This is a genomic window from Streptomyces sp. ISL-87 (genome assembly GCF_018614095.1).
Classification (GTDB): Bacteria; Actinomycetota; Actinomycetes; order Streptomycetales; family Streptomycetaceae; genus Streptomyces.
Genome location: NZ_JAGGOY010000010.1, coordinates 1 through 20,091, shown reverse-complemented (window position 1 = coordinate 20,091; position 20,091 = coordinate 1). Strand labels below are relative to the sequence as shown.

Sequence of the window (20,091 nt, the reverse complement as noted above, 5' to 3'; positions counted from 1 at the left end):
GGGCCGTGACATGACAGCGGCCGCACGGGTTCTTCGAGTGTGACCAAGAAGTGGGGCCGCGCGGCCTTGTCTCATCCTGCCTTCTGTGGCGTGGGCCGCCAACACCTCGGCGAGTTGCTCGATGAACTCGAACTCCGGTGGCAGTCCCGTTGCGAGAGCGGCCGTCATGAGCGGCGTGGTGGCAGCCGTCGCAGGCAGACGGGTGCCGGGCCGAAGTACGTGTTCACCTTCCGCGACCGGTTGATCGTCACGCTGGTCCACCTGCGGACGGGACTGACACAAGAGGCGCTCGCCGTGGCCTACGACGTCGGCTCCTCGACCGTCAGCCGGGCCATCAACGAGCTCCGCCCCGTACTCGCCGGCCGCGGCTTCGCCGTTCCCGACCGGCCGGGCCTGCGGCTGCGGACTCTGGAGGACGTGTTCGCCTACGCCCAGGCGGAGGGCATCGAGTTGCGGCTGGACGGTGCCGAGACCCAGGTCCGCCGCCCACAGCCGGGCAGGCCAGGGCGGCGGGCGTTCGTCTCGGGCAAGCGCAGGCAGAACACCATCAAGACCACGACGTTCAGCGACGGGCAGGGCAGGCTGCTGTTCTCCGGCGTGGAACGCCCCGGCCGGATGCACGACCAGACCGCCGTGCGTACCGAGGGCATCGCCGAGCAGTTCCGCCGGTATCCCGACGTCAAGGCCAAGGTCGACTCCGGGTACGCCGGCCTGGCCAAGGAGTTCCCGGACCAGGTCACCGCCCCGCCGAAGAAACCGAAAGACGATGCGCCCGAAGGCGACAAGAGGGCCTGGCGAGGCCAGACGGCGGCAGTCCTCGGCCCGGATCTGCATCGAGCACGCCAACGCCGAGCTACGGCAGTGGGCGCCCATGCGCCGCTTCACCGGACGACGCGAGACCTACCCGCCGACCCAGCGCGCGATCGGCGGCCTGATCTCCGACCGAGCCGCCAAACGCCCCACCCGCCGCGACCACAGCACCGAACTGGTGCTCGTCCGCGACACAGCCTGCTGATCACCCACCAGCCGAACCACCAGGCCAGCATGCCCGCAGATCAATCGCGGGCAAGACCGTAAGGGCTCGCAGAGAATCAACATGCGGGTTCTTGTTGCGTGGGGGCGGCGGTCAGGAAGGCGGCGAGGTCGGCCGGTGTGGGGAACCGGGCTGTTGACGGTGTGATCTCGTATCCGTGCTGTTGCAGGAGGGGACGGGTTTCCTGGACCGCGTTGCTGATCGTGGTGCCGTCCACGTCGAAAAGCTTGGCGAGGACGGCTTGTGTGCAGAGTTTGCGCTGGTAGAGGACGGTGGCCAGGACGCGGTCGGCGTCAGCGAGTTTAGGCTTGGCGCCTGCGCCCGGGGCTCTCAGGCGGGCGGCGCCGCGCCGGTCGTGACGGCGCTGCTCGCGCTGGATTGCCTGGATGGCGGCCAACTGGCTCGTCATCGCGGCCAGTTGTGCGTGGGGCATGCCGGTCAGGGTGGGGTGGGCCAGATCGGCTCGACATACTGACAGGTTCTGCACGGGCGGGGAGTCGTCCGCCAGGGTTGCTGCCTGGCCGTGGACGGCGTGGAGGGTGTAGTTCCAGTCGCCGTGGAAGCGGTGCCGGCTCATCGCCAGCGCGTCGACCTGGGCATCGCTGACCTTCACGCCGGTGTCGTAGTTGTCGGTGTCAAGGCGGGCCTCGACCGTCAGTCCGGTACGGGTGGTGGTCGCCGCGATCGTCTCCACGATGACGTCATGGCTGCTCAGGGGCCTGCCCCGCCAGTTCATGGAGATGTGGGAGAACAGTCGGTGCTCGATCCGATTCCACTTCGATGTGCCCGGCGGTAGGTGACACACAGTGATGCCCATGCCGGTCTCGGTGGCCAGGCCGGCGAGTTCGCTCTTCCAGGCGCGGGTGCGGTAGCCGTTGGAACCGCCCGCGTCGGCGGTGATCAGCAGTCGTGTGGCGTGCGGGTAGTCGTGCCGACCGCGGGCCTGCCACCAGCGGCGAATGGATTCCACCGCGAACGCGGCGGTGTCGTGGTCGGTTCCGACGCTGACCCAGCCGGTGTTCGCCGCGATGTCGTAGATCCCGTACGGGATCGCCTTGCCGGGCCCCTCCCGGTCCAGGAAGTCATGCGTCTTGACCTTGACCGGCTCGCCCGCCGGTTGCCACTCCCGCCCGGCGTTCTTGTACTGGCCGACCAGTTCCTTCTTCTTGCTGTCCACGCTGATCACCGGATCTCCGGCGCTGATGTGATCTTTGGCCTGGTCGTTGATGTAGCGGAACTGGGCGTCCCGGTCCGGGTGCTGCTTGCCCTCGACGGTCTTGGAGTTGGCCTGCAGACTGAAGCCTGCCTCCCGCAGCAGGTCACCGACCGTGTCGGCGCTGACCTTGTGGCCCTGACGCGTCAGCTCGCCGGCCAGGTTCCGGGTCGACTTGGTCGTCCACCGCAGCGGCGACATCGGGTCCCCGCGCATGTCCGGCTCGACCAGGGCGAGAAGTGCGGGACGCAGTCCCACGTCGAGGTCGGCGGCCTTCTTCCGTCCGCCGCCGGGCCGGCGGACCCGACCCAGGGGTCCTTCGCCCGCCTCCAGCTCATAGACGCCCTTGCGGACTGTCGTCTCGCTGACACCGGCTGCCCAGGCAACGGCCCGGATCCCGCCGTGTCCCAGGAGCCGGGCCTCGGCTCCCACCAGCAGACGCTGCTGCCGCTCGTCCAGATGCGGGAACAACACCACGAACCTCGCGGCCAGTTGATCTCGAATCTCCTGCGTTATGCCCATACCACATCAACGAGCCACATCACCGGAAGTAACACGTTGATTCTCTGCGAGCCCTAAGCCCTCGTCGCCCCTGGTGGGCGGCTGGTGCTGTGTCAGCAGCGAGAGCAGTCTGAAATCTTCCCACAGATAACGCCCTATTATCTGTGGGACTGGGACTTGCCACCTGGGGTGACGCTCCCCGGCCGCTACGCGAAGCGACCCCGTTATCTGCGGCAAGGGAGAAGCGGTGCCCACAGTCGTACAGCTGCCGACCGGCAAGGCGCTCACCGTCCGCACGGCGGCCGACGCCTTTCTCGACTCGCTCGGCAACCCCAACACGGTCCGTAACTACGGGATCGGAGTGGGTAAGACCGCCGAACGGATCGGCGAGGGCCGACCGCTTGCCTCGGTCATGGACGACGAGATCGGCGAAGCCCTCGAACTGCTCTGGGGCACCTCCGCCGTGAACACATGGAACGCGCGCCGGGCAGCGGTGCTCTCCTGGCTGGGCTGGTGCCGTGAGCGCGGGCACGACGCTCCGGCGGTTCCCGCCTGGGCCAAGCGGCTGGCGGTACCGGACTCCGAGACCCCGGCCCGCTCACGTATGGCCATTGACCGGCTGATCGCCCGCCGGGAGGTGCACCTGCGGGAGAAGACGTTGTACCGGATGCTCTACGAGACCGCCGGGCGGTCCGACGAGATCCTGGGCGTCAACATCGAGGACCTGGACTTCGCCGGGCGCCGCTGCCAGGTCAAGGCCAAGGGCGCCCGGACCAAGGCCCGCCGCCGGGGCCAGGCCCGCGATGACTTCGTACTGGAGACGGTCTACTGGGAGGCTGGCACTGCCCGGCTCCTGCCCCGCCTTCTCAAGGGCCGTACGCGGGGGCCGGTCTTCGCACCCACCGGCGGCCCGGCCCCGGCAAGGTCGTCAGTCCCCGGGACGTGTGCCCGGACACCGGCTTCGCCCGGCTCTCGTATGGGCAGGCACGTGCCCTGCTGGACGAGCACACCGCCGTACGCGGGCTGGGCACCGGCTGGGACCTGCACGAATACCGCCACTCCTCCCTGACGCACCTCGGCGAGGCGGGGGCAAGCCTGCTGATGCTCATGGCCAAGTCGAGGCACAAGAAGCCGGAGAACCTCCGCCGCTACTTCAAGCCGTCCCCGGAAGCCATCGCCGAGGTCACCAGTCTGCTCGCACCCGGCGACAGCCGCCGGTGACCAGCCTCCGCTACTCAGTCCAGCCCGGCCGGCTCAGCCCAGACCCGGCAGGCTCCGCAGCTCGCTGATCTTCAGGAGCCGTGCGAGCAGCACGAAGAGAAGGAACATCGCGACGCCTCCTGCGGCCAAACCAAGAACGGGTGCCCATGTGGTCGATGTGACGGTGGTGGCGCAGATGCGGGCTACGAACCAGCCCAGCGTTCCGGCCGCGAGGGCAGAGGCTGTCAGCTTGCCGTAAGTGCGGCACAGCCTCTTGCCGTCCAGCCGGCCTTCGAGGCGCCGTCGCAGCAGCAGTGCGGTGATGAGCAGGCCGATGGCGTAGGAGGCGGCGTAGGCTCCGGCCAGGCCGGTGACTGCCCATCGCGGGGGCATCAGCAGATGGCAGGCGGTGGCCAGGGCGATGTTGGCCGCGCTGATCCAGACGGCCATCCAGAACGGGGTTCGGGTGTCCTCGAAGGCGTAGAAGCCGCGTAGCAGCATGTACTGCGCGGAGAAGGGAATCAGGCCGAGTCCGAAAGCCTGGAGCATCTGGCCGAGCGGCACGCTGGACGCCGGATCGACTGCTCCGTGGGCGAAGACCACCTGTGCCATCTGGGGTCCGAGGGCGAGGAAGAAGAAGGCGGCGGGAACGATGACGACGCCGCTGATCCGCAGAGCTCGGGAGAGGTCACCTCGCATGTCGTCCAGGCGCTGTTCGGCGACGGCTCGGCTCATTCGCGGCAGCAGGGCCGTGACCAGCGAGACGGTGATCACCGACTGCGGCAGCGACCAGATGGTCTGCGCGTAGGTATAGGCGGAGAAGCCCACGCCGCCGTTGGGCAGTGCTGTGTCCGCGGCGGAGGCGTAGCGGGTCACGACAGTGCTGGCCACGAGGTTGGTGAGGACGAACAGCAGGGTCCAGCGGGCTGCGCTGATGCTCTTGCCCAGGCCCGTGCCACGCCAGTCGAAGCGTGGGCGGAAACGGAAGCCGGCCGCCCGGGCGAAGGGGATCAGGGTGAGGGCCTGGATCACCAGGGCGAGTGTGGTGCCCGCGCCGAGCAGCGTGACCTGGGTCTGCGTGATGTCCTGGACGGAGTCCGGGACGGTCATCATGGCGAGGTACACGCCGAACATGGAGATCAGGACGACGTTGTTGAGGACGGGGGTCCACATCATCGCGCCGAACTTGTTCCGGGCGTTGAGCACTTGGCCCAGGATGCTGAACAGTCCGTAGAAGAAGATCTGCGGGAGCAGGAACCGGGCGAAGACCACGGTCAGCTGGAACGCTTCGTGGTTGGCCGGTGAGTCGGTCTGATAGAGGCTGATGATCTGCGGCGCCGCCCACACGGCCAGCAGCGTGCCGACTCCCAGCACGGACATCGTGAGCGTGACCAACCGCTGCTCGAAGGCCCGTCCGCCGTCCGCCTGCTCCATTCTGGCCCTCACCAACTGTGGCACCAGTACGGAGTTCAGCGCGCCGCCGATGAGCAGGAAGTACAGGCTCGCCGGCACCACGTTGGCCTGGTTGTACGTCGTGGCCAGCAGTCCCGTCCCCAGTGCCCCGGCTTGCAGGACGGTTCTGATCAGTCCCGTCGCCCGGGACACCACCGTCCCCGCGGCCATCAGCATGGACGAGCGCATCAGGCCGCCCTTCGCTGCACCCGGTTTCGAGGCGGCGTGCCGCCCTCGCCTCTGCTTCCCCCGTGACCGCGTTTCCGCCGCAGCCTGCGTCCCCTCCACCATGTGCCTAATCTACGGCGTTGCGATCATCATCATGGGCACTGCTCCGGGCTCTCTGGTCGGCCCGGAGTCTCCAGCCGATGCACGGACCAGACTGGAGACCCCGGCCGAGGGGTCACGCAGGGCGCAGGTGCGTTAGGTCGGGTATGCCATCACTGGTCGCTGTCGTTTGGATCACGCAGAGGCCGCAGGCCGCCGGGCAGGTCGGGGAGTTGGAAGGAGTACCTGCCGAGCATGTTGATGTGATGCCGGACGAACGGCGAGAGGCGGGCCACATCCTCGTCGAGGACGTCGAAGCCTTCGGCCCGCAGCTGGGCGACGGCGGTCGAGGACCGGTTCTTCACTGAAGTTGTGGATCACGCAGCTGCCGCGGCGGCTGCTAACCTTCCCGCGCTGCAGGCGGCAAATCACGAGGCGCGCCTGCGCCGCCTCAGTGTCTCGTCTCTCAGCATCTCGCTGCTGGCCGTCCCGAATTGCCACCCACAGGGCAACGCCGACCGCTCCCACTGTGGCGGCCACGCCCGCGATGCTCGTCCCAGTCGCCCACCAGTCGGCCATCCGCACCTCTTCTGTCTGGTCGACCGTAGAAGCAACGGCACGGTGCGACGTCTTGGCGCGGCGTGCAACGGCTCTCGAATCACGCGGGCGGATCACGCAACTCATCAGTTGCCCAGCGCACGATCACGGTCTTCTCCGTGGAAGGACAGGAGCGTATGGAGAAGCCGTAGTCAGCGAGGCCCTGGCAGTGCCGGGCGAGGCTCGGTCAGTACGAGGGAGCCTCGTCCCGTGATGAGACTCTTTGAAAACGGCCAGAGCTGCTCCTTTTCCTCACTTGTTCCGGTTCTGAACGATGTGGGTGAGGGTGGGGAGCATGAGCGAGTGGCTGGCTGCCTCCTATGCCCTGGTATGCCCTGACCAGTGATGAGGACGAGAACGACTTCTGGGGCTTCGCTCATGAGGCCAGAGGTAAGTTTCTGTTCGGGATCGCGGCGTGAGGTGGGGCAATGAGGCATGCAGCAGTAGGCGTCGACATCGGTGGTAGCAAGTTGCTCATGCTCGCGGAGGGGCAGGATCTTGAAGCGCCGCTCACTCGGCGCCTGGCCACGGGTCCCTCGGTCGTTCCTGCAGACATCGAAGCCGCGATCCGGGCCTTCCTCGCAGATAACGCCGTGAAGCCAACGGCACTGGGGATCGCCGTGCCCGGCCTCGTTGAGAACGGTCAGATCAAGATCTCCGACGTGTTGCCCCAGCTCACGGGCTGGGAGGGGATACGCATTGACGGCGCACCTCAGTTGCTCGTCAATGACATCCGAGGCGCTCTCGCGCAGGAGTCGGCCAGCCTCTCCAGGGCCTCGTCCGCTGCGGTGATCGTCTGTGGGACCGCAGTGGGCTCGGCGTACCTGTGCGAGGGACGGGTCGTCCGCGGCTCGCGAGGATGGGCCGGTGAGATCGGCAGCATGCCCATTCCGACGCCACAGGGTGTCAAACGGCTCGACGACCTCGCTGGCGGTGGTGCGCTTGTACGCGCAGTCGGCGAGCATCCGGAACAGATCCATGCCGCGCTCGCCGTTGGTGTTCCTCGGACACAGCGCATCGTCAATGCTGCCGGCGAGGCGTTTGGACTCGCCATCGCCTCGCTGATCAACATCCTCAACCCAGACGTGGTACGGATCGCCGGCGGCACCCTCGGATACGCAGGCTACTGGGACACCGCCGTGGCGACGGCACGCACCCACGCCCTACCCGAGTTGTGGGACGCCTGCACCGTCGAGCGAATCCAAGCCGCGGAACTGGTCGTTGCCCGAGGTGCCATGCGTCTCGCCGACGCAGCGATCGACGGCCAAGCATGGGTCCAGCAATACGTTTGACCAGAACATCTGGTCTTGCGGTGAAGCGAGGACGGCCGCCGACCGTCAGGTCGGCGGCGCCTGGGGATCGGTGACGGTCAGGTGTTGTCGGCGTAGTAGACGCGGAGCATGCCGTCGATGTCGTTGACGGCGGTCGAGATGCTGATGCTGTCGATCCAGCGGTGTCCGAGGTGGGCACTCTGGCAGATGCTGTCGGGGTGTTCGACGGTGACTGCGAAGACGAAGACTCGGGTGATCTTGCCGTGGTCGTGGATGTGGTCGTTGTGGCCGAGGTATCGGTCGACCTCGGCGGATGAGAAGCCGAAGTGCTCGGCCAGGACGCGGTGCATGCCCATGGGCAGGGTTTCGCCGGCTCAGAGACGGGGTCCCAGTAGTCCTCGCCGAGAAAGCAACGCGGACGGCACGAGGGCCTCCCAGTGGTGGACCAGAGCCCGTTCTCGTGGACAAAGCCACCTGCCGGACGTCTGAGGGGCTTGTGTGGCCTCGGGGCCGGATGGGGCGCCCGCGGCCGGTCCTGAACCGTACGGCCGCTGAGGGACGGGCTGTTTGCATCGGCAGCCGTCCGATACCCCGCGCACTCTGGTTCCCCCGGGCTGCGCTGCTGTGAGGCGCATTGGCCGTACAGGAAATGATGAAGCCGGGGCGGCGTACGCCGCCCCGGCTCCTGTAGGTGCGCTCTGCCCAGCCCGGGGTCAGGGACCGACCAGCTTGTGCAGGGCCGCGGCACTGATTCCGAAGGCGGGCAGACCTGCGAGGAGGGCGCTGGCGATACCGCCGACGCTGGAGTAGGTGAGGACCCCCATCACCACTCCGAAGAACATGGCCATCAGCAGCACGAGCGCCGAGTGCGCGGTCAGGAGCGGGACCTCGTCGGGCGCCGGCGGCGGGGTGACGCTCATGCTGTCTCCTTCTCACTGCTGGTGCGGACGGTGTACGCGTAACGGGGCATGGCCAGGGCGGCTCCCACCGACCGGGTGCGTAACGCCGGTAGGCCTTCTCCCACGGCGCCTTGAAGTACGAGGACAGCAGCCCACCGTGGTTCGGGATCGACTCGGGCGCGGCCGCGTTCTGCTCGCGGACCTGCTCGGCCACACTCTGGGCGTCCCCGGGCTACTTGCCCCGCCCGCGCCTGCGCTCGGGAGGCGTGTGACGCGGCCCGCCGCCCGCTCCCGGCGGGACATCCGGACCGCTCCTCGGCGCGGGGCGACCGCGTGTCGTGGTGGACCGGGCCCGCGCCGCGTTCGCGTCGGGCCGCCGGGGCCCGGCCGGGCCCACGGAGGGCCGTGGGCCGTTCTGGTCGTCCCCATGCTGACGGCGGGAAGCCGTGACGGAGTCGCTGCTGTGGATGATCCAGTCAGTGGCGCGGAAGTGAGAGGAGAGGGTACGGCCGAGTTGGGTCGCGTCGAAGGGGCCGCTGGACTCGAAGACCCCCAGGGACATCGGCCTGCCCAGCGTCGTCTCCCACCTGCCCGCCCACTCGGCCAGCGCAGGGAAGGCTGCCATCACCGTCTGCTTCTCGAGGTACCCGTGCCCGCCCATGAAGTCGCCCGGATACCGGTCGGAGTGGTGGGAGTTCCAGTGTTCACGTGCGGCCCGGACGATCGCGGTGCTGTTGATGTCGAGGTCGAAGTCGCTGGGCTCAGGTTCGGCGCCGAGGCGCCACATCAAGTCGTAGGGGCGGCGCACAGGGCGGTTCTGATTGCTGCCGAGCCATTCCTGGAGGCGTTGCGCCGCCTCTGGATTGCCGACCGCCAGATCCTCCTCGCGAGGCAGTGTCTTGTGGAGGCCGGAGAAAAAGTCTGCGCCGGTGCCCTTGAGACGGATGTCGACTTGGGATGCGTCGATGCCGTCCTGCCCCAGTGCCTCCAGCATCTCCGTGCGGAACCTCTGGTAGAGCTCCGGTGTCATCCCCATGGGAGCCTCACCACTGAGCAGCCATTTGACCTGGACCGGGCTGATGCCGAGGAAGTCCAGGTCCCGCTGGGTGATGGCGTAGCCGGAGTCGTCGCGGGGCCACCAGTTCGGGAACTCCTCCTCGCCCTCCAGTATCCGGGCGATCCGGCTGTCGAACGGATCGGCGGGATCGAGTTCCGCCGTGATCGTAAGAGGCTGCCACTGGGAGCCCGGTTCACCGGGGACCTGCGCCGTACTCTCCTGCACGGCGCTCTCCGGATCCTCGGCATCGGCCAGAACGGGAGCACCGAGTGCCGGTGGCGTAGCGGGTGCCGGACGGGGACGCGTGTGCCCGCATCAGCGTGAGGGGCACACGTGGCCGACCGACTGGCCCGGCAACGCTGCCTGCTCCTCCGGGGTGAGGTCGCGGTTGACGGCCCGACAGATCTTCCGGATCGCTGCAGCGGGCTCGGAGGGGACGACATCCCACAGCCGCGCCGTCTTGTCGACGCTGCCGGTGGCCAGGGTGTTCCCGTCGCGGGTGAACGCTACTGACCACACTCCTCCTGTGTGGCCGGTCAGCGTGGTGCGGCTCTTGCCGGTGTCCACGTCCCACAGCCGCACCGTCGTGTCGTTGCTGCCGGTGGCCAGGGTCTTCCCGTCAGGGCTGAACGCCACCGAGAGCACGAAGTTGCCGTGGCCGGTCAGGGGGATGCGGGTCCTGCCCGTGCCGACGTTCCACAGCCGCGCCGTAAGGTCACCGCTGGCGGTGGCGAGGGTGCGTCCGTCCGGGCTGAACGCCACTGAGTACACCAAACCAGTGTGGCCGGTCAGTGGGGTGCGGCTCTTGCCGGTGTCCACGTCCCACAGCCGCACCGTCGTGTCGTCGCTGCCGGTGGCCAGGGTCTTCCCGTCCGGGCTGAACGCAACCGACCACACCCCTCCCGTGTGGCCGGTCAGTGGGGTGCGGCTCGTGCCCGTGGCCACGTCCCACAGCCGTACCGTCTTGTCGTCGCTGCCGGTGGCGAGGGTGCGTCCGTCGGGGCTGAACGCCACCGACCACACCGCGTCCGTGTGGCCAGTCAGCGGCTCGCGACGGCTTTTGCCGGTGGCCACGTCCCACAGCCGCACCGTCTTGTCGTCGCTGCCGGTGGCCAGGGTGCGTCCGTCGGGGCTGAACGCAACCGAGTCCACCGCGTCCGTGTGGCCAGTCAGCGGGGGGCGAGTGGTGCCGGTGGCCACGTCCCACAGCCGTACCGTGTTGTCGAAGCTGCCGGTGGCCAGGGTCTTTCCGTCGGGGCTGAACGCAACCGAGTCCACCTCCTCCGTGTGGCCCGTCAGCGGGGCTCGATTCGTACCCGTGGCCACGTCCCACAGCCGCACCGTCTCGTCGACGCTGCCGGTGGCCAGGGTGCGTCCGTCAGGACTGAACGCGACTGACCACACCGAATTTGTGTGACCGGTTAGTGGGGTGCGGCTCGTACCGCTGGCCACTTCCCACAGCAATACGATGCCGTCGCCGTCACCCGTGGCGAGAGTGTGCCCGTCGCGGCTGAACGCCACCGAGTTCACCGAATTCCTGTGGCCCTTCAGCGTGCGGCTCTTACCGCTGGCCACGTCCCACAGCCGTACGGTGTAGTCGAGGCTGCCGGTGGCGAGGGTGCGTCCGTCGGGGCTGAACGCCACCGCATACACCTCGTCCGTGTGGCCAGTCAGCGGCTCGCGGCGGCTTTTGCCGGTGTCCACGTCCCACAGCCGTACCGTATGGTCGAAGCTGCCGGTGGCGAGGGTGCGTCCGTCGGGGCTGAACGCCACCGCATACACCTCGTCCGTGTGGCCAGTCAGCGGGGGGCGGGGTCTACCCGTGTCGACGTCCCACAGCCGTACCGTGTTGTCCCAGCTGCCGGTGGCGAGGGTGTGCCCGTCGGGGCTGAACGCCACCGAGGTCACCGAATCAAGGTGCCCGCTCAGCGTGCGGCTTTTGCCGGTGTCCACGTCCCACAGCCGTACCGTCTTGTCGGCGCTGCCGGTGGCCAGGGTGCGTCCGTCAGGGCTGAACGCCACCGACCACACCATGTCTGTGTGGCCGGCCAGGCGCTGGTGCAGCGGGAGGGCCGCGGCGGTTGCCAGGCTTTCGATGGCCTCGCGAGTGTGGCTGGTGCGGTACGCCTTGATGGCCAGCAGCGCGGCGAGGTCGGGGTTGGCGCTGATGAGCGTGTTGGACTGGGCGGCAAGCTGACGTGACGAGGCCGCTTGACGTTGGGCGACGGCTGTCCGCCACTGCCAGATGGCTCCGCCCACGGCGACGAGCGCGAAGGCGAGGAGGGTGGCCAGGATTGCGTTGAGGCGTCTGCTGCGCCGGATGACTTCGTGTTGGTGTTGTCCGCTGGCGGTGAGGAAGGCCGCGATGTCGCCCGGTAGCCGGCGTTGCTGCGACCATTCGAGGCCTTCCGCGAGTGCCGTTCCCCCGAGCAGGTCGCCGGTGTCGGTCCCTTCGGCCCAGCGGGCGCGCCGTTCACGGGTGCGGTCGAGCCATTGCTGGAACTGGTGGTCCTGGCCGACCCACTCGTTCAGGGTGCCCCAGTCCTGGATGAGCGCGTCGTGGATCAGTTCGGCCACCGGTGGCCCAGCAGGGGCGTGGGGGTGTCCGGGAGTGCGGGGTGTGTGGGTGGTGATGATGCGGTGGCGGGTGAGGGCGGCCAGAACGTCGTCGATGGCGTGGTCGCCGTTGGGTGCCGCGTTGGGGTCGGCGGCCAGGTCGCGCAGTTCCCGGAGCGGGACCTGCGCGCGGATGGCGGGGATGTGGTGGGCGGGATCCGCGGGTCGCACCAGGGAGGTCAGGATCCGCTGGGCGATGGGCCGGTGATCGGGGGGCAGCTGGTTGAGGGCGGTGTCGCACCAGGTGGTCAGGCTGCCGGTGACTCCGCCGATGCGCCGGTACGCGTCATGGGTGAGGTATCCGTCCTGGCGCCTCTGCCACAGCTGGCTGAGCGTCAACTCCAGGAGGGGCAGCATGGTGACGGGTGCCTGCCGGGCCGTGGCCCCCTCGGGAGTGGTGGCCAGGACGTCGTTGACGATCTGCTGGGGCAGCCCGTCCTGGAAGCGGGCTCCCATGGCCTGGGCGGGCAGGGTGATGATGTCGTGCAGGTCCTGCTGGCTCAGGGTGCTCGGCACGTTGAGCAGCCCCGGCATCGCCGCCTCCAGCATCCTGGCCAGGGCTGCCAGCTGGGGGTAGAAGTCGTCGCGCATGATCAGGATCACGCTGAGCTCGGCGTGTGACTTGACCGCCGTGGTGATCTGGTCGGTGGCGGCGGCCCGGCGCTCCTGTTGCGGGCCGATGACAGTCTGTGCCAGCAGCTCTTCGAACTGGTCGATGATCAGGACCACGCGCTCGTACTGCGGTTCGGCCGCGAGCCTGCGGGTGACCGCCGCGGCGATGCTGTCGGTCTTGGCCCCGGCCAGCCCGGCGCGCTCCAGTTCTGCCAGCAGGTCCTGCCTCGGTCGGGCGAGCACGGGCAGCCACCGGTCGCTGCCCGGCAGTTCGCCTGCTGCCAGTGCTGGCAGGACACCGGCTTCGACCAGGGATGACTTGCCCGAACCGGAGGGCCCGAGCAGCAGCGTCAGCCGCTGCTGATGGGCCAGGTTCGCCAGTACCTGCCGCACCGCGTCCTTCCGGCCTTGGAACCACTGGGACTGCTCTGCGGTGAACGGCTCCAGCCCTCGGTACGGGCACACGTCCTGCTCGGTCAGTTCCGGCCAGATCTCGCGCAGTACCTGCGTCGGCGTGACGTAGGCGATGCCCTGCCCCCTCTCGTACGCGTCGGGGGCGGTGATCTCGGTGAGCATGCCGATGACCAGGCCGGTCACCTCGTCGAGGACCGGCCCGCCGCTGAACCCGGTGGTGAGGTCGTTGGCGTCCGTCAACTGCAGGTGTGTACCACCGCGCCCGGCGGCCGGAAGCAGATCACCCGCGACGCCGAACCCGAAGTGCCCGCCGACCGGGGCGTGGGCGGGGAACCCGAACGAGCGCACCTGGTGACCCCGGCAGCCTGCCGCGGAGCCCAACGGCAACACCGCCGCATCCGGCGAGGTACTGCTCAGACGCACCAGGGCCACGTCTTCGTCCTCGGGGTCTCGCCAGGGCGCGTCCAGGACCAGCCCCTCGACCTGGGGCGCGCCCACCACATGCGGGAACGTCAGCAGTACCCTCTCGCCGGGCCCGGATCCGGCCCCGCGTACGACATGCGCGCAGGTGATCAGAAGGTCCTCGGAGAGCAGGAATCCCGCGCCGGCCACCCCGCCCTGCGGCCCGAGGATCTGGGCCACGGCGGGGAGCAACCCCGACGCACGGTCACTGTCCGGACCCTTGCCGGCGGTGCCCACCGGATCAGCCCGCACTCTCGTCCGTACCCGGACGGCCGGGACGGTCCCTCTTCCACAGCACCGTGACCTTCAGGTGGCCGTGGGCGCTGCTCTTGGTGATCACGGCCCCGGCCTCGACCGCGAGGTCGACGCCGAACTCCACCGTGATCTCGTCAGGGTGGGCCTTGCGCAGCTGTTCGAGGGTGGCGTGGGCGGCCTCGGTGACCGGCTCCAGAGCCTCCTGCAGACTCCCCGACAGGTCGTGGACGGCATCGCTCACCCGGCCGGCCTTCACCGGCCCGTCCGGCGCGGCCGGAGCCTCCACCAGTACGCAGCCTCCACCCTCCAACGGAATCCGAGCCAGGGGTGCCACGACTCCTCCTCCGCCTGTCGTGTGCCCGTCGCGCTTGTCGTCGTGGCGCGGACGAGCAGGGACGGGGCCGCTCCCGGGTCTCGCCCAGCATCACCGGATTCGGCACGGAACGCATCCCGGGTGGGCCGTCCGCATCAGACGGGTCCGGGCAAAGCGCAGCCGCCCCAACCCGCCCGGCGGGGTCTGGAGCGGGCCAGGACGCCGTAGCCCCCAGGTCAAAGCGCCAATCAGCCCGTGTTGCTACGCGAGGGCGACACACTGAAGGTCACCCGGCTCGACCGACTCTCCCGCTCGGTGCTTCACCTGGTGACCCTCGGTGCCGAGCTGCGCGAGCGGGGGATCGGGCTGCACGTAATCGAGCAGGGCATCGACACGTCCACGATGGAGGGGCGGGCGATGTTCGGCATGCTCAGCGTGCTCGCCGAGCTCCAGCGTGAACTGATCGTGGCGAACACGAACGACGGACTCGCCTCCGCACGGGCCCGCGGCCGGGTCGGCGGGCGCCGACCGAAGCTCACCGAGGACCAGGCCGCGCTCGCCCAGCGGCTCTACGACGAGCGGGAGAAGACGGTCCAGCAGATCGCCGACATGTTCGGCGTGCGGCGGTCGACGGTGTACGGACACCTCGACCGAGAGAAGACCGTGCCCCGTCAGCCCAAGAAGTCTCCGGCCGCGAAGCCCTGAAAGCTACCGTCGGGTTACTTGTCACCTGGTTCGCCGCTCGTTAACGGCACCCCCATCACCGGCACCCTCACCCGGCCTCAGCTCCTCGTCCTCGGCCGTCACGATGCGACCGGCCGCCTTCGCCCCGTCGGCCGCACGGTCCCGCTGCGCCCCGACACGGCCCGCGAGCTTGCCGAGCACCTCACCCCGGCCGGCACCGGCCACCCCTGGACCGGTGCGAGGTTCTCCTCGGCCTGGGGCACCCGCGATGTCCTGGACACCACCCTGGTCCAGCCCGGCCTCGTCGCGGAGATCAGCGTCGACACTTCCATCGACCAGGGCGGCGTCTACCGGCATCCGACCCGGTACGTGCGTCTGCGCCTGGATGCGAGCGTGGAGGACGTGCCCCGGTTCGGCGGGGGCCCGGCCACGGCTGCCGGGTGAGCCGCGTCGCCGGACGCGCGTCGTGCGGTCGGCTAGTTGCTATGCCTTACCTGTGGCTTTGAAGCGGAAGCCGAAGAGGCCGCCCTCTTCGTCGTCGGTGAGGCGGGGGCTGCGGATGTGGGGTTCGGGGTTGAATCCGCGCTGGGCGGCCGTGCTGAGGGTGTCGGTGTTGAGGGTGACGATGTACTGCATGTGCTCTTCCTCCGTCACTTCGGCTGCGAGCGCGAGGGCTCGCGCGACCTGCCGTTCGTCGACGCCGTCGTAGAGGTGGCTGTCGTGAATGAGGAAGTCAGGGCCGCGCTCGTGGCGGTGTGCGAGGACGGCCAGGGTGAGGTCGAAGCAGAAGATGACCATGTTGTTGATGCCGCGGCTGTCGTCGGCGTCGATCCGGGGCGTGATGCTGAGGCTGGTCCGGCCGGCCTCGATTGCGAGGTACGCTTCGCGGCCTTCGCCGTACAGGCGCTGGGCGTACTGGGAGAACAGCAGGATCGCTTCGTCTGTCTGCTGCCGGCGCTCTCGGAGGTCGAGGTCGACGGCCTGTTGCAGTTCAACGCTTTTGGCGGTGATCTGGCGGGAGCTGGTTTCAAGGGCTTGCGCTGCGTCGAAGCGGTGGCGAAGGGCACCGAGAGCAGCCTCCTCCCGTCCCAGGGCTGTCTGCAGGGCGGTCAGCGCTTCCAGCGCTCCACCGTCCGCCAGCTCGCGCAGGAGGCGAGCCTGGTCCTCGCCCAGGTCGGCACGTTCCTGGCGCCGGGCGGCTAGGCGGTCGGTGAGTTCCTGGATTTCCTCTTCCAGGAACCTGCGCCGGTTGCGTACGACGGAGTGGTGGAACGCCTTGACGTCCTCGAAGCGACGCCGGACCTGGTCGTTGAGGATGACCCCGAGCTCGCGGTAGGCCGGTTCGAGGTAGGACACCTCGACGTCGGTGGTCTCGGTGACGGCGCCTCGGAGTTCTTCAAGGTTGTGCTGGTCGATCACATCGTCCTGGGCGAGCTGCTTGATACGGCGGCTTACTTGGTCTGCGCGCTCCTTGAGGCGCTCGTACTCAGGGACGACCTGGAAAGCGGCAACCTGCGCCCGCAGCCGTTCGACCTGTGCTTCGGCGAGAGTGATCTGGCCCCTCAGATCGGCCGTGGACCCGACGATCCGTCCCCATACGGGATCGTTGACGGCCTTCCTCAGCTGGTCCCTGGTCGCCTTGCGGGCATTGAGTTCCTGGTATCCGCTGACCAGCTGCCAGTCCAGCCCCAGGAGGTAGGACAGGTTCGACGATGCCTCCGCGGCGGCCTGCCGGGAGAACGTCCGGGTCGGCTCGTTGAAGCCGTGAGCGGAGACACGACGGACGAGGAACGACAGGAGCGTGCGACCGCTCACTCCGGAATGGTCGCCCTCCAGCCCGAAGAGGTCCCGCTCGATGACGCGATTCCACTGCTCAACGGATAGCTCGATGTCCTGGCCATCGGTGAAGAGCGTGTCGGCCGGTACGCCGGTTACGTCCCGGCTCAGTGATACGACAGTGGGATTGTCTCCACGCCGTCGTACCTCGAGGGGGCTGTCCTGTCCTGGCCAGTCCAAGGAGAGGCTGAAGGTGATGGGGCGCAGGGCCTTGTTCGTGCCAGCCGGCGTCTTGGAGGATTTAGCTCCCAGAAGGAAGTGAACGAGCTCGATCACGCTCGACTTGCCAGCACTGTTACGGCTATCAGTCTCAGCCGACGACGAGGTGGTGTCCGCGACCAGCAGGTTCAGTCCCGGCAAGAACTCCACCGTTTTGAACCGCGCGTCGTCAGCGCTCAGACGGCGCAGCATCCGTACTCCTTGCGACAAGAACGTCTTGGGCCAGCTCCACCGCACCCATGGCGAAGAGGATGTCCAGGGCCAGAACGAACCACTCGAACGATACCGGCGAGGTATGGGCCTGATCAGCGCGCCAGCTCTTCAGCCTCGCCCACGCCTGACTGACGGTCCGCGGTTCATCGAGCTGGAGGAGAACCTGCGCGCCGACAGCGAGCAGGCAGCGGTCAGGAGCGATCCCCTTCGTCGGCGTGATCATGCGGTCAACCCGATGCCCGGCTGCCAGCCGGCGGGCGGCGTCTCGAAGATGTCGCATCGTTCGAAGAAGTGAGCCAGGACGACAAGGGCGGCGCGAAGCACCTTCGGTCGCGGCTGGGCGTTCCCCAGGAAGTACATCTTGAGCTGCCAAAGGACGTCGTCGGCGTCGCTGTAGTCGCGACGCACCTGTCGGTAGTACAGGCGAAAGCCCTCCGCGACCTCGTCGTGCTCCAGCTCGCTCCGGGTCCCGGCGTAGAACGCGTCTACCAGGTAGCTCTGACGCATGCCCCGGAGGAGGTCCTCCCGATCCGCTCCTTCGATCTGGTTGAAGTCCAGCTTTTCCACCGGCACGTCAGGCAGGGACATCAGAGGGTTGGACTCGGCGCGGATGCCCTGCAGCTGCTTCAGCAACGGAGCCAGGTCCTCCATCCCGATGCCGAAGGTCGTGTCCTTGATGGGAATCTCACACCGAAGCACATCCTCGGCAGCCATCTGCGGAAGCTGCATGCACTCCTGCCACAGGCGCCGACTACCCATCTGCTCGAACAGAAGCGACGGCATGCTGTCACGGACCTCGGCCAGCAAGGACGCCACGACCGGGTGCACACCTCGCCGGTCGTTGTGCACGAAGACGAAGGTGTCGAACTCACCGCTGCGCTTCTCGACCGCCCCCGAGAGATCCTTGGTCAGCTTCTTCCGGATCTCGTACGGGTCGACCGTCTGGGGGCCGTAGCAGGCATACAGCTTGCGGGAATGCAGGCTGAGGCCGTCTGCTGACATGTCGCCGAGGCGTCCTGCGGTGCGCACGTCGATGAAGTCGGGATACCGCGAGCACATCAAGCGGTGAAAGAAGTCTTCGAACTCGTTCTCGTAGAGCTCGGCCATCAGCCCCAAGAACTTGATGTGTGCATACATCCGCTGCTCGAACCGCATGAACCCCCCTTGCGCACAGAACTGTCAGCGTAGCTGTGTGTAACTGGGCCCAACACCCCCCTTGATCGGATCCTGTGGTTGCTCACGCCCAGTCCACGCCCAGCTCCCCGAGCGCGGCGCGCTGGTCGGCGGTGAGCTTGTCGCGCCGGGTCTTGGTGTTGGAGACCCACACGCCCAGCTTCACGACCACCGGCTCCGCCTCGTCCTCGACCGCGATCTCCTCCCCGTGGGCCCTCGGGACCGGCCGGTCCACGCCTTCCCGCGCGATCCACTGCGTGAGGGCCTCCAAGCCCCGCTGGAACGCCTGCTGCGCCTTGCTCGGCTTCGCCGCACGACCGGCCGCCGCCGCCCCGGGACAAATCCCGGGGCGGCGGCGCTTTGGCCGGTGCCCGAAGCGTCGGCCCCTTGTTTCAGCAGGTCAGATGCCCGGTCCGGCTTCTGATGGTGTCGGCGCCGGACACACAGGGTCCACGCGGAGATGGACACGATGGACACCTGATCCAACGTGCGGGCCGGGTATGTCAGATCCGTGCACACGGTTCCCAAGGACGGGAAACGCGCAGGTCACGCTGCCGAAAATGCAGCAACCAAACGGCCGTTTGCTACACATCCTGCTGCCCGAGCAGCACCCGTGTGCCGCCTGGGGCGGCCGGGAAATGTCATCGCTCTCCGGCATCCCGGGCAGCCATCCAGCAGCAGGGCCTTGCACCCTTCCCCGCCAAGAGCAGCAGCCGGTGCAGCAGACCTCGCTGCACGGTCCAGGCCGCGAAGGGTGCAAGGAGCTACACCGCGCAGCGCGGTCTACTGCAGTCGAGGGGTGTCATCGGGTGGAGGCCGGCGCACTGCCCGTGAGCCCTCGCCGCTGGGCGCCTCGGACACCGGTCTTGCACCCCATCTGTAGGTAGTTGGCTTTGTTCACGTGCAACAGCAGCGTTTGTCTGCTGGTTTGGGCAGCGGTCGGTGATCACTGGGGTTCGGAACGTTCACGGGATATGGCGGCAGTGCAGGGGGACGGCCGCCGCCCGAGGGCGGCGGCCGTCGAGGCAGGTGCGCGTTTGGCGCGATCGGCCGGCCGGCCAAGGGCCGCCCACGAGCCTCAGCGTGTCTCCTCGGGCGGCGTGGACCGCGACGCACGGCGGCCCTGCCACCACACGGTCACGGTGGCGAGGCCTCCGGCGGCGACGAAGAAGCCCACCTTCACCGCGGTCTTGCCGGACAGCCAGGCCGCACCGACGCCCAGGTTCCAGCCCTGCCACCAATAGATCGCGCACACGGCCGCCGCGGCGAGCGCTCCCGCCACGACACCCAGCGCGGTCCGCCGCCATGTCCGCCCGTCGGTACGGTCCCCCGTGTCACTGGTCATGCGGATCACGCTAGGGGCCCGGGGCGGCGGTCTCGTCCGCACGAAGGATGATCGTGCGCGCGACTTTCGTCGCGGGAGGCGCCCGAGGCACAAAGCCGAAAGTCTTTGAGTGCATGTCAGGCCGCCAGGGCCGGCGGTACCTTGAGGTGATCCCCGTGGTGTGGACACACCTGACAATGGATCTTGTTGATCCTGGAAGGTGTAGACCACGTGGCAAGGCCCTCGAAGTACAGTGCGGAGTTTCGGTCCGACGCGATCGCGTTGTGGCGGGCTTCGGCCGGCAGGCGGACGTTCAGGGACGTTGCGGCCGATCTGAGAGGGCGTTAAGTCCCTTTCCGGTAGAGGCCCCGTCCGGGCTGGGTGAGGAAGCCTTGGCGGGTGAGGCGTCCGAGGCGGCTGCGGGTGACGTTCAGGGAGGGGTCGTCGGTGGGCATGCCGAGGATTTCGTGCAGGTCTCGG

Annotated in this window: 15 protein-coding genes and 3 pseudogenes; 5 read left to right on the top strand and 13 right to left on the bottom strand. The window is 68.3% G+C overall.

The genetic code is table 11. The features are described 5' to 3' along the window. Positions 1 to 90: 90 nt before the first annotated feature. A complete protein-coding gene (locus J7I97_RS03465) occupies positions 91 to 1,077 on the top strand; it encodes a transposase family protein (protein WP_308369323.1) in 987 nt (328 codons plus the stop codon). Between the two features lie 14 nt (positions 1,078 to 1,091). On the opposite strand, the gene J7I97_RS03460 is transcribed toward J7I97_RS03465, so the two are convergent. After that, the gene (locus tag J7I97_RS03460; protein WP_251058440.1) at positions 1,092 to 2,768 is read right to left on the bottom strand and encodes an ISAzo13 family transposase; all 1,677 of its coding nucleotides are present in this window, start codon (positions 2,766 to 2,768) and stop codon (positions 1,092 to 1,094) included. Between the two features lie 226 nt (positions 2,769 to 2,994). Here J7I97_RS03460 and J7I97_RS03455 point away from each other — a divergent pair. After that, positions 2,995 to 3,968 (top strand): annotated as a pseudogene (locus J7I97_RS03455) (tyrosine-type recombinase/integrase). A gap of 33 nt (positions 3,969 to 4,001) precedes the next feature. Here J7I97_RS03455 and murJ read toward each other — a convergent pair. Beyond that, the gene (gene murJ / locus J7I97_RS03450; protein WP_214930873.1) at positions 4,002 to 5,690 is read right to left on the bottom strand and encodes a murein biosynthesis integral membrane protein MurJ; all 1,689 of its coding nucleotides are present in this window, start codon (positions 5,688 to 5,690) and stop codon (positions 4,002 to 4,004) included. A 149-nt stretch (positions 5,691 to 5,839) separates the two neighbouring features. Next, a pseudogene (locus J7I97_RS03445) lies at positions 5,840 to 6,007 on the bottom strand (Tn3 family transposase); the annotation flags it as partial. Positions 6,008 to 6,691: 684 nt separating this feature from the next. Between J7I97_RS03445 and J7I97_RS03440 the strand changes: the two are divergent. After that, entirely contained in the window at positions 6,692 to 7,555 is an 864-nt protein-coding gene (locus J7I97_RS03440) for an ROK family protein (protein WP_214930872.1), read from the top strand. Positions 7,556 to 7,632: 77 nt separating this feature from the next. Here J7I97_RS03440 and J7I97_RS03435 read toward each other — a convergent pair whose 3' ends face one another. The 5 genes from J7I97_RS03435 to J7I97_RS03415 form a co-directional block, all read right to left on the bottom strand. Further along, a complete protein-coding gene (locus J7I97_RS03435; RefSeq protein ID WP_214930871.1) occupies positions 7,633 to 7,890 on the bottom strand; it encodes a hypothetical protein in 258 nt (85 codons plus the stop codon). A gap of 357 nt (positions 7,891 to 8,247) precedes the next feature. Continuing rightward, positions 8,248 to 8,454, bottom strand: a complete 207-nt coding sequence (locus J7I97_RS03430; protein WP_214930870.1) for a hypothetical protein — start codon at positions 8,452 to 8,454, stop codon at positions 8,248 to 8,250. A 211-nt stretch (positions 8,455 to 8,665) separates the two neighbouring features. Beyond that, the gene (locus J7I97_RS03425) at positions 8,666 to 9,715 is read right to left on the bottom strand and encodes a hypothetical protein (RefSeq protein WP_251058438.1); all 1,050 of its coding nucleotides are present in this window, start codon (positions 9,713 to 9,715) and stop codon (positions 8,666 to 8,668) included. A 90-nt stretch (positions 9,716 to 9,805) separates the two neighbouring features. Further along, positions 9,806 to 13,774: a trypsin-like peptidase domain-containing protein gene (locus tag J7I97_RS03420; RefSeq protein WP_214930869.1), complete on the bottom strand. Its 3,969-nt coding sequence runs from the start codon at positions 13,772 to 13,774 to the stop codon at positions 9,806 to 9,808. A 61-nt stretch (positions 13,775 to 13,835) separates the two neighbouring features. Then, a complete protein-coding gene (locus J7I97_RS03415; RefSeq protein ID WP_214930868.1) occupies positions 13,836 to 14,183 on the bottom strand; it encodes a CU044_2847 family protein in 348 nt (115 codons plus the stop codon). 234 nt (positions 14,184 to 14,417) lie between these two features. Between J7I97_RS03415 and J7I97_RS03410 the strand changes: the two genes are divergently transcribed. Next, positions 14,418 to 14,867 carry a recombinase family protein gene (locus tag J7I97_RS03410; RefSeq protein ID WP_308369322.1) on the top strand — a complete coding sequence of 150 codons (450 nt, stop codon included), beginning with the start codon at positions 14,418 to 14,420 and terminating at the stop codon, positions 14,865 to 14,867. 18 nt (positions 14,868 to 14,885) lie between these two features. Beyond that, on the top strand, positions 14,886 to 15,290 hold the full coding sequence (locus J7I97_RS03405) for a hypothetical protein (protein WP_214930867.1): 405 nt from the start codon (positions 14,886 to 14,888) through the stop codon (positions 15,288 to 15,290). A gap of 39 nt (positions 15,291 to 15,329) precedes the next feature. Here the strand turns inward: J7I97_RS03405 and J7I97_RS03400 are convergent, their stop codons facing one another. From J7I97_RS03400 to J7I97_RS03380, 5 genes and pseudogenes are all read right to left on the bottom strand, one after another. Continuing rightward, positions 15,330 to 17,093 (bottom strand): ABC-three component system protein, encoded by a 1,764-nt coding sequence (locus J7I97_RS03400; RefSeq protein ID WP_214930866.1) that lies wholly within the window; start codon positions 17,091 to 17,093, stop codon positions 15,330 to 15,332. Beyond that, positions 17,071 to 17,337, bottom strand: coding sequence for an ABC-three component system middle component 6 (locus tag J7I97_RS03395; RefSeq protein ID WP_214930865.1), 267 nt, complete (start codon positions 17,335 to 17,337; stop codon positions 17,071 to 17,073). Before J7I97_RS03395 ends, J7I97_RS03400 begins: the two co-directional genes overlap by 23 nt. Next, complete coding sequence (locus J7I97_RS03390; RefSeq protein ID WP_214930864.1) at positions 17,334 to 18,269, bottom strand: ABC-three component system protein; 936 nt, start codon at positions 18,267 to 18,269, stop codon at positions 17,334 to 17,336. The genes J7I97_RS03395 and J7I97_RS03390 overlap by 4 nt, the downstream gene beginning before the upstream one ends. An 82-nt stretch (positions 18,270 to 18,351) precedes the next feature. Continuing rightward, positions 18,352 to 18,618: pseudogene (locus J7I97_RS03385) on the bottom strand (helicase associated domain-containing protein); the annotation flags it as partial. A gap of 747 nt (positions 18,619 to 19,365) precedes the next feature. After that, on the bottom strand, positions 19,366 to 19,632 hold the full coding sequence (locus J7I97_RS03380; RefSeq protein ID WP_214930863.1) for a hypothetical protein: 267 nt from the start codon (positions 19,630 to 19,632) through the stop codon (positions 19,366 to 19,368). Between the last annotated feature and the right edge of the window lie 459 nt (positions 19,633 to 20,091).

Excerpts from the sequence above, each read along its gene's own strand:
- J7I97_RS03395 (WP_214930865.1), bottom strand. The coding sequence starts at position 17,337 with ATGATCACGCCGACGAAGGGGATCGCTCCTGACCGCTGCCTGCTCGCT.
- J7I97_RS03380 (WP_214930863.1), bottom strand. The coding sequence starts at position 19,632 with ATGACCAGTGACACGGGGGACCGTACCGACGGGCGGACATGGCGGCGG.
- J7I97_RS03390 (WP_214930864.1), bottom strand. The coding sequence starts at position 18,269 with ATGCGGTTCGAGCAGCGGATGTATGCACACATCAAGTTCTTGGGGCTG.
- J7I97_RS03440 (WP_214930872.1), top strand. The coding sequence starts at position 6,692 with ATGAGGCATGCAGCAGTAGGCGTCGACATCGGTGGTAGCAAGTTGCTC.
- murJ (WP_214930873.1), bottom strand. The coding sequence starts at position 5,690 with ATGGTGGAGGGGACGCAGGCTGCGGCGGAAACGCGGTCACGGGGGAAG.
- J7I97_RS03460 (WP_251058440.1), bottom strand. The coding sequence starts at position 2,768 with ATGGGCATAACGCAGGAGATTCGAGATCAACTGGCCGCGAGGTTCGTG.
- J7I97_RS03430 (WP_214930870.1), bottom strand. The coding sequence starts at position 8,454 with ATGAGCGTCACCCCGCCGCCGGCGCCCGACGAGGTCCCGCTCCTGACC.
- J7I97_RS03400 (WP_214930866.1), bottom strand. The coding sequence starts at position 17,093 with ATGCTGCGCCGTCTGAGCGCTGACGACGCGCGGTTCAAAACGGTGGAG.
- J7I97_RS03435 (WP_214930871.1), bottom strand. The coding sequence starts at position 7,890 with ATGGGCATGCACCGCGTCCTGGCCGAGCACTTCGGCTTCTCATCCGCC.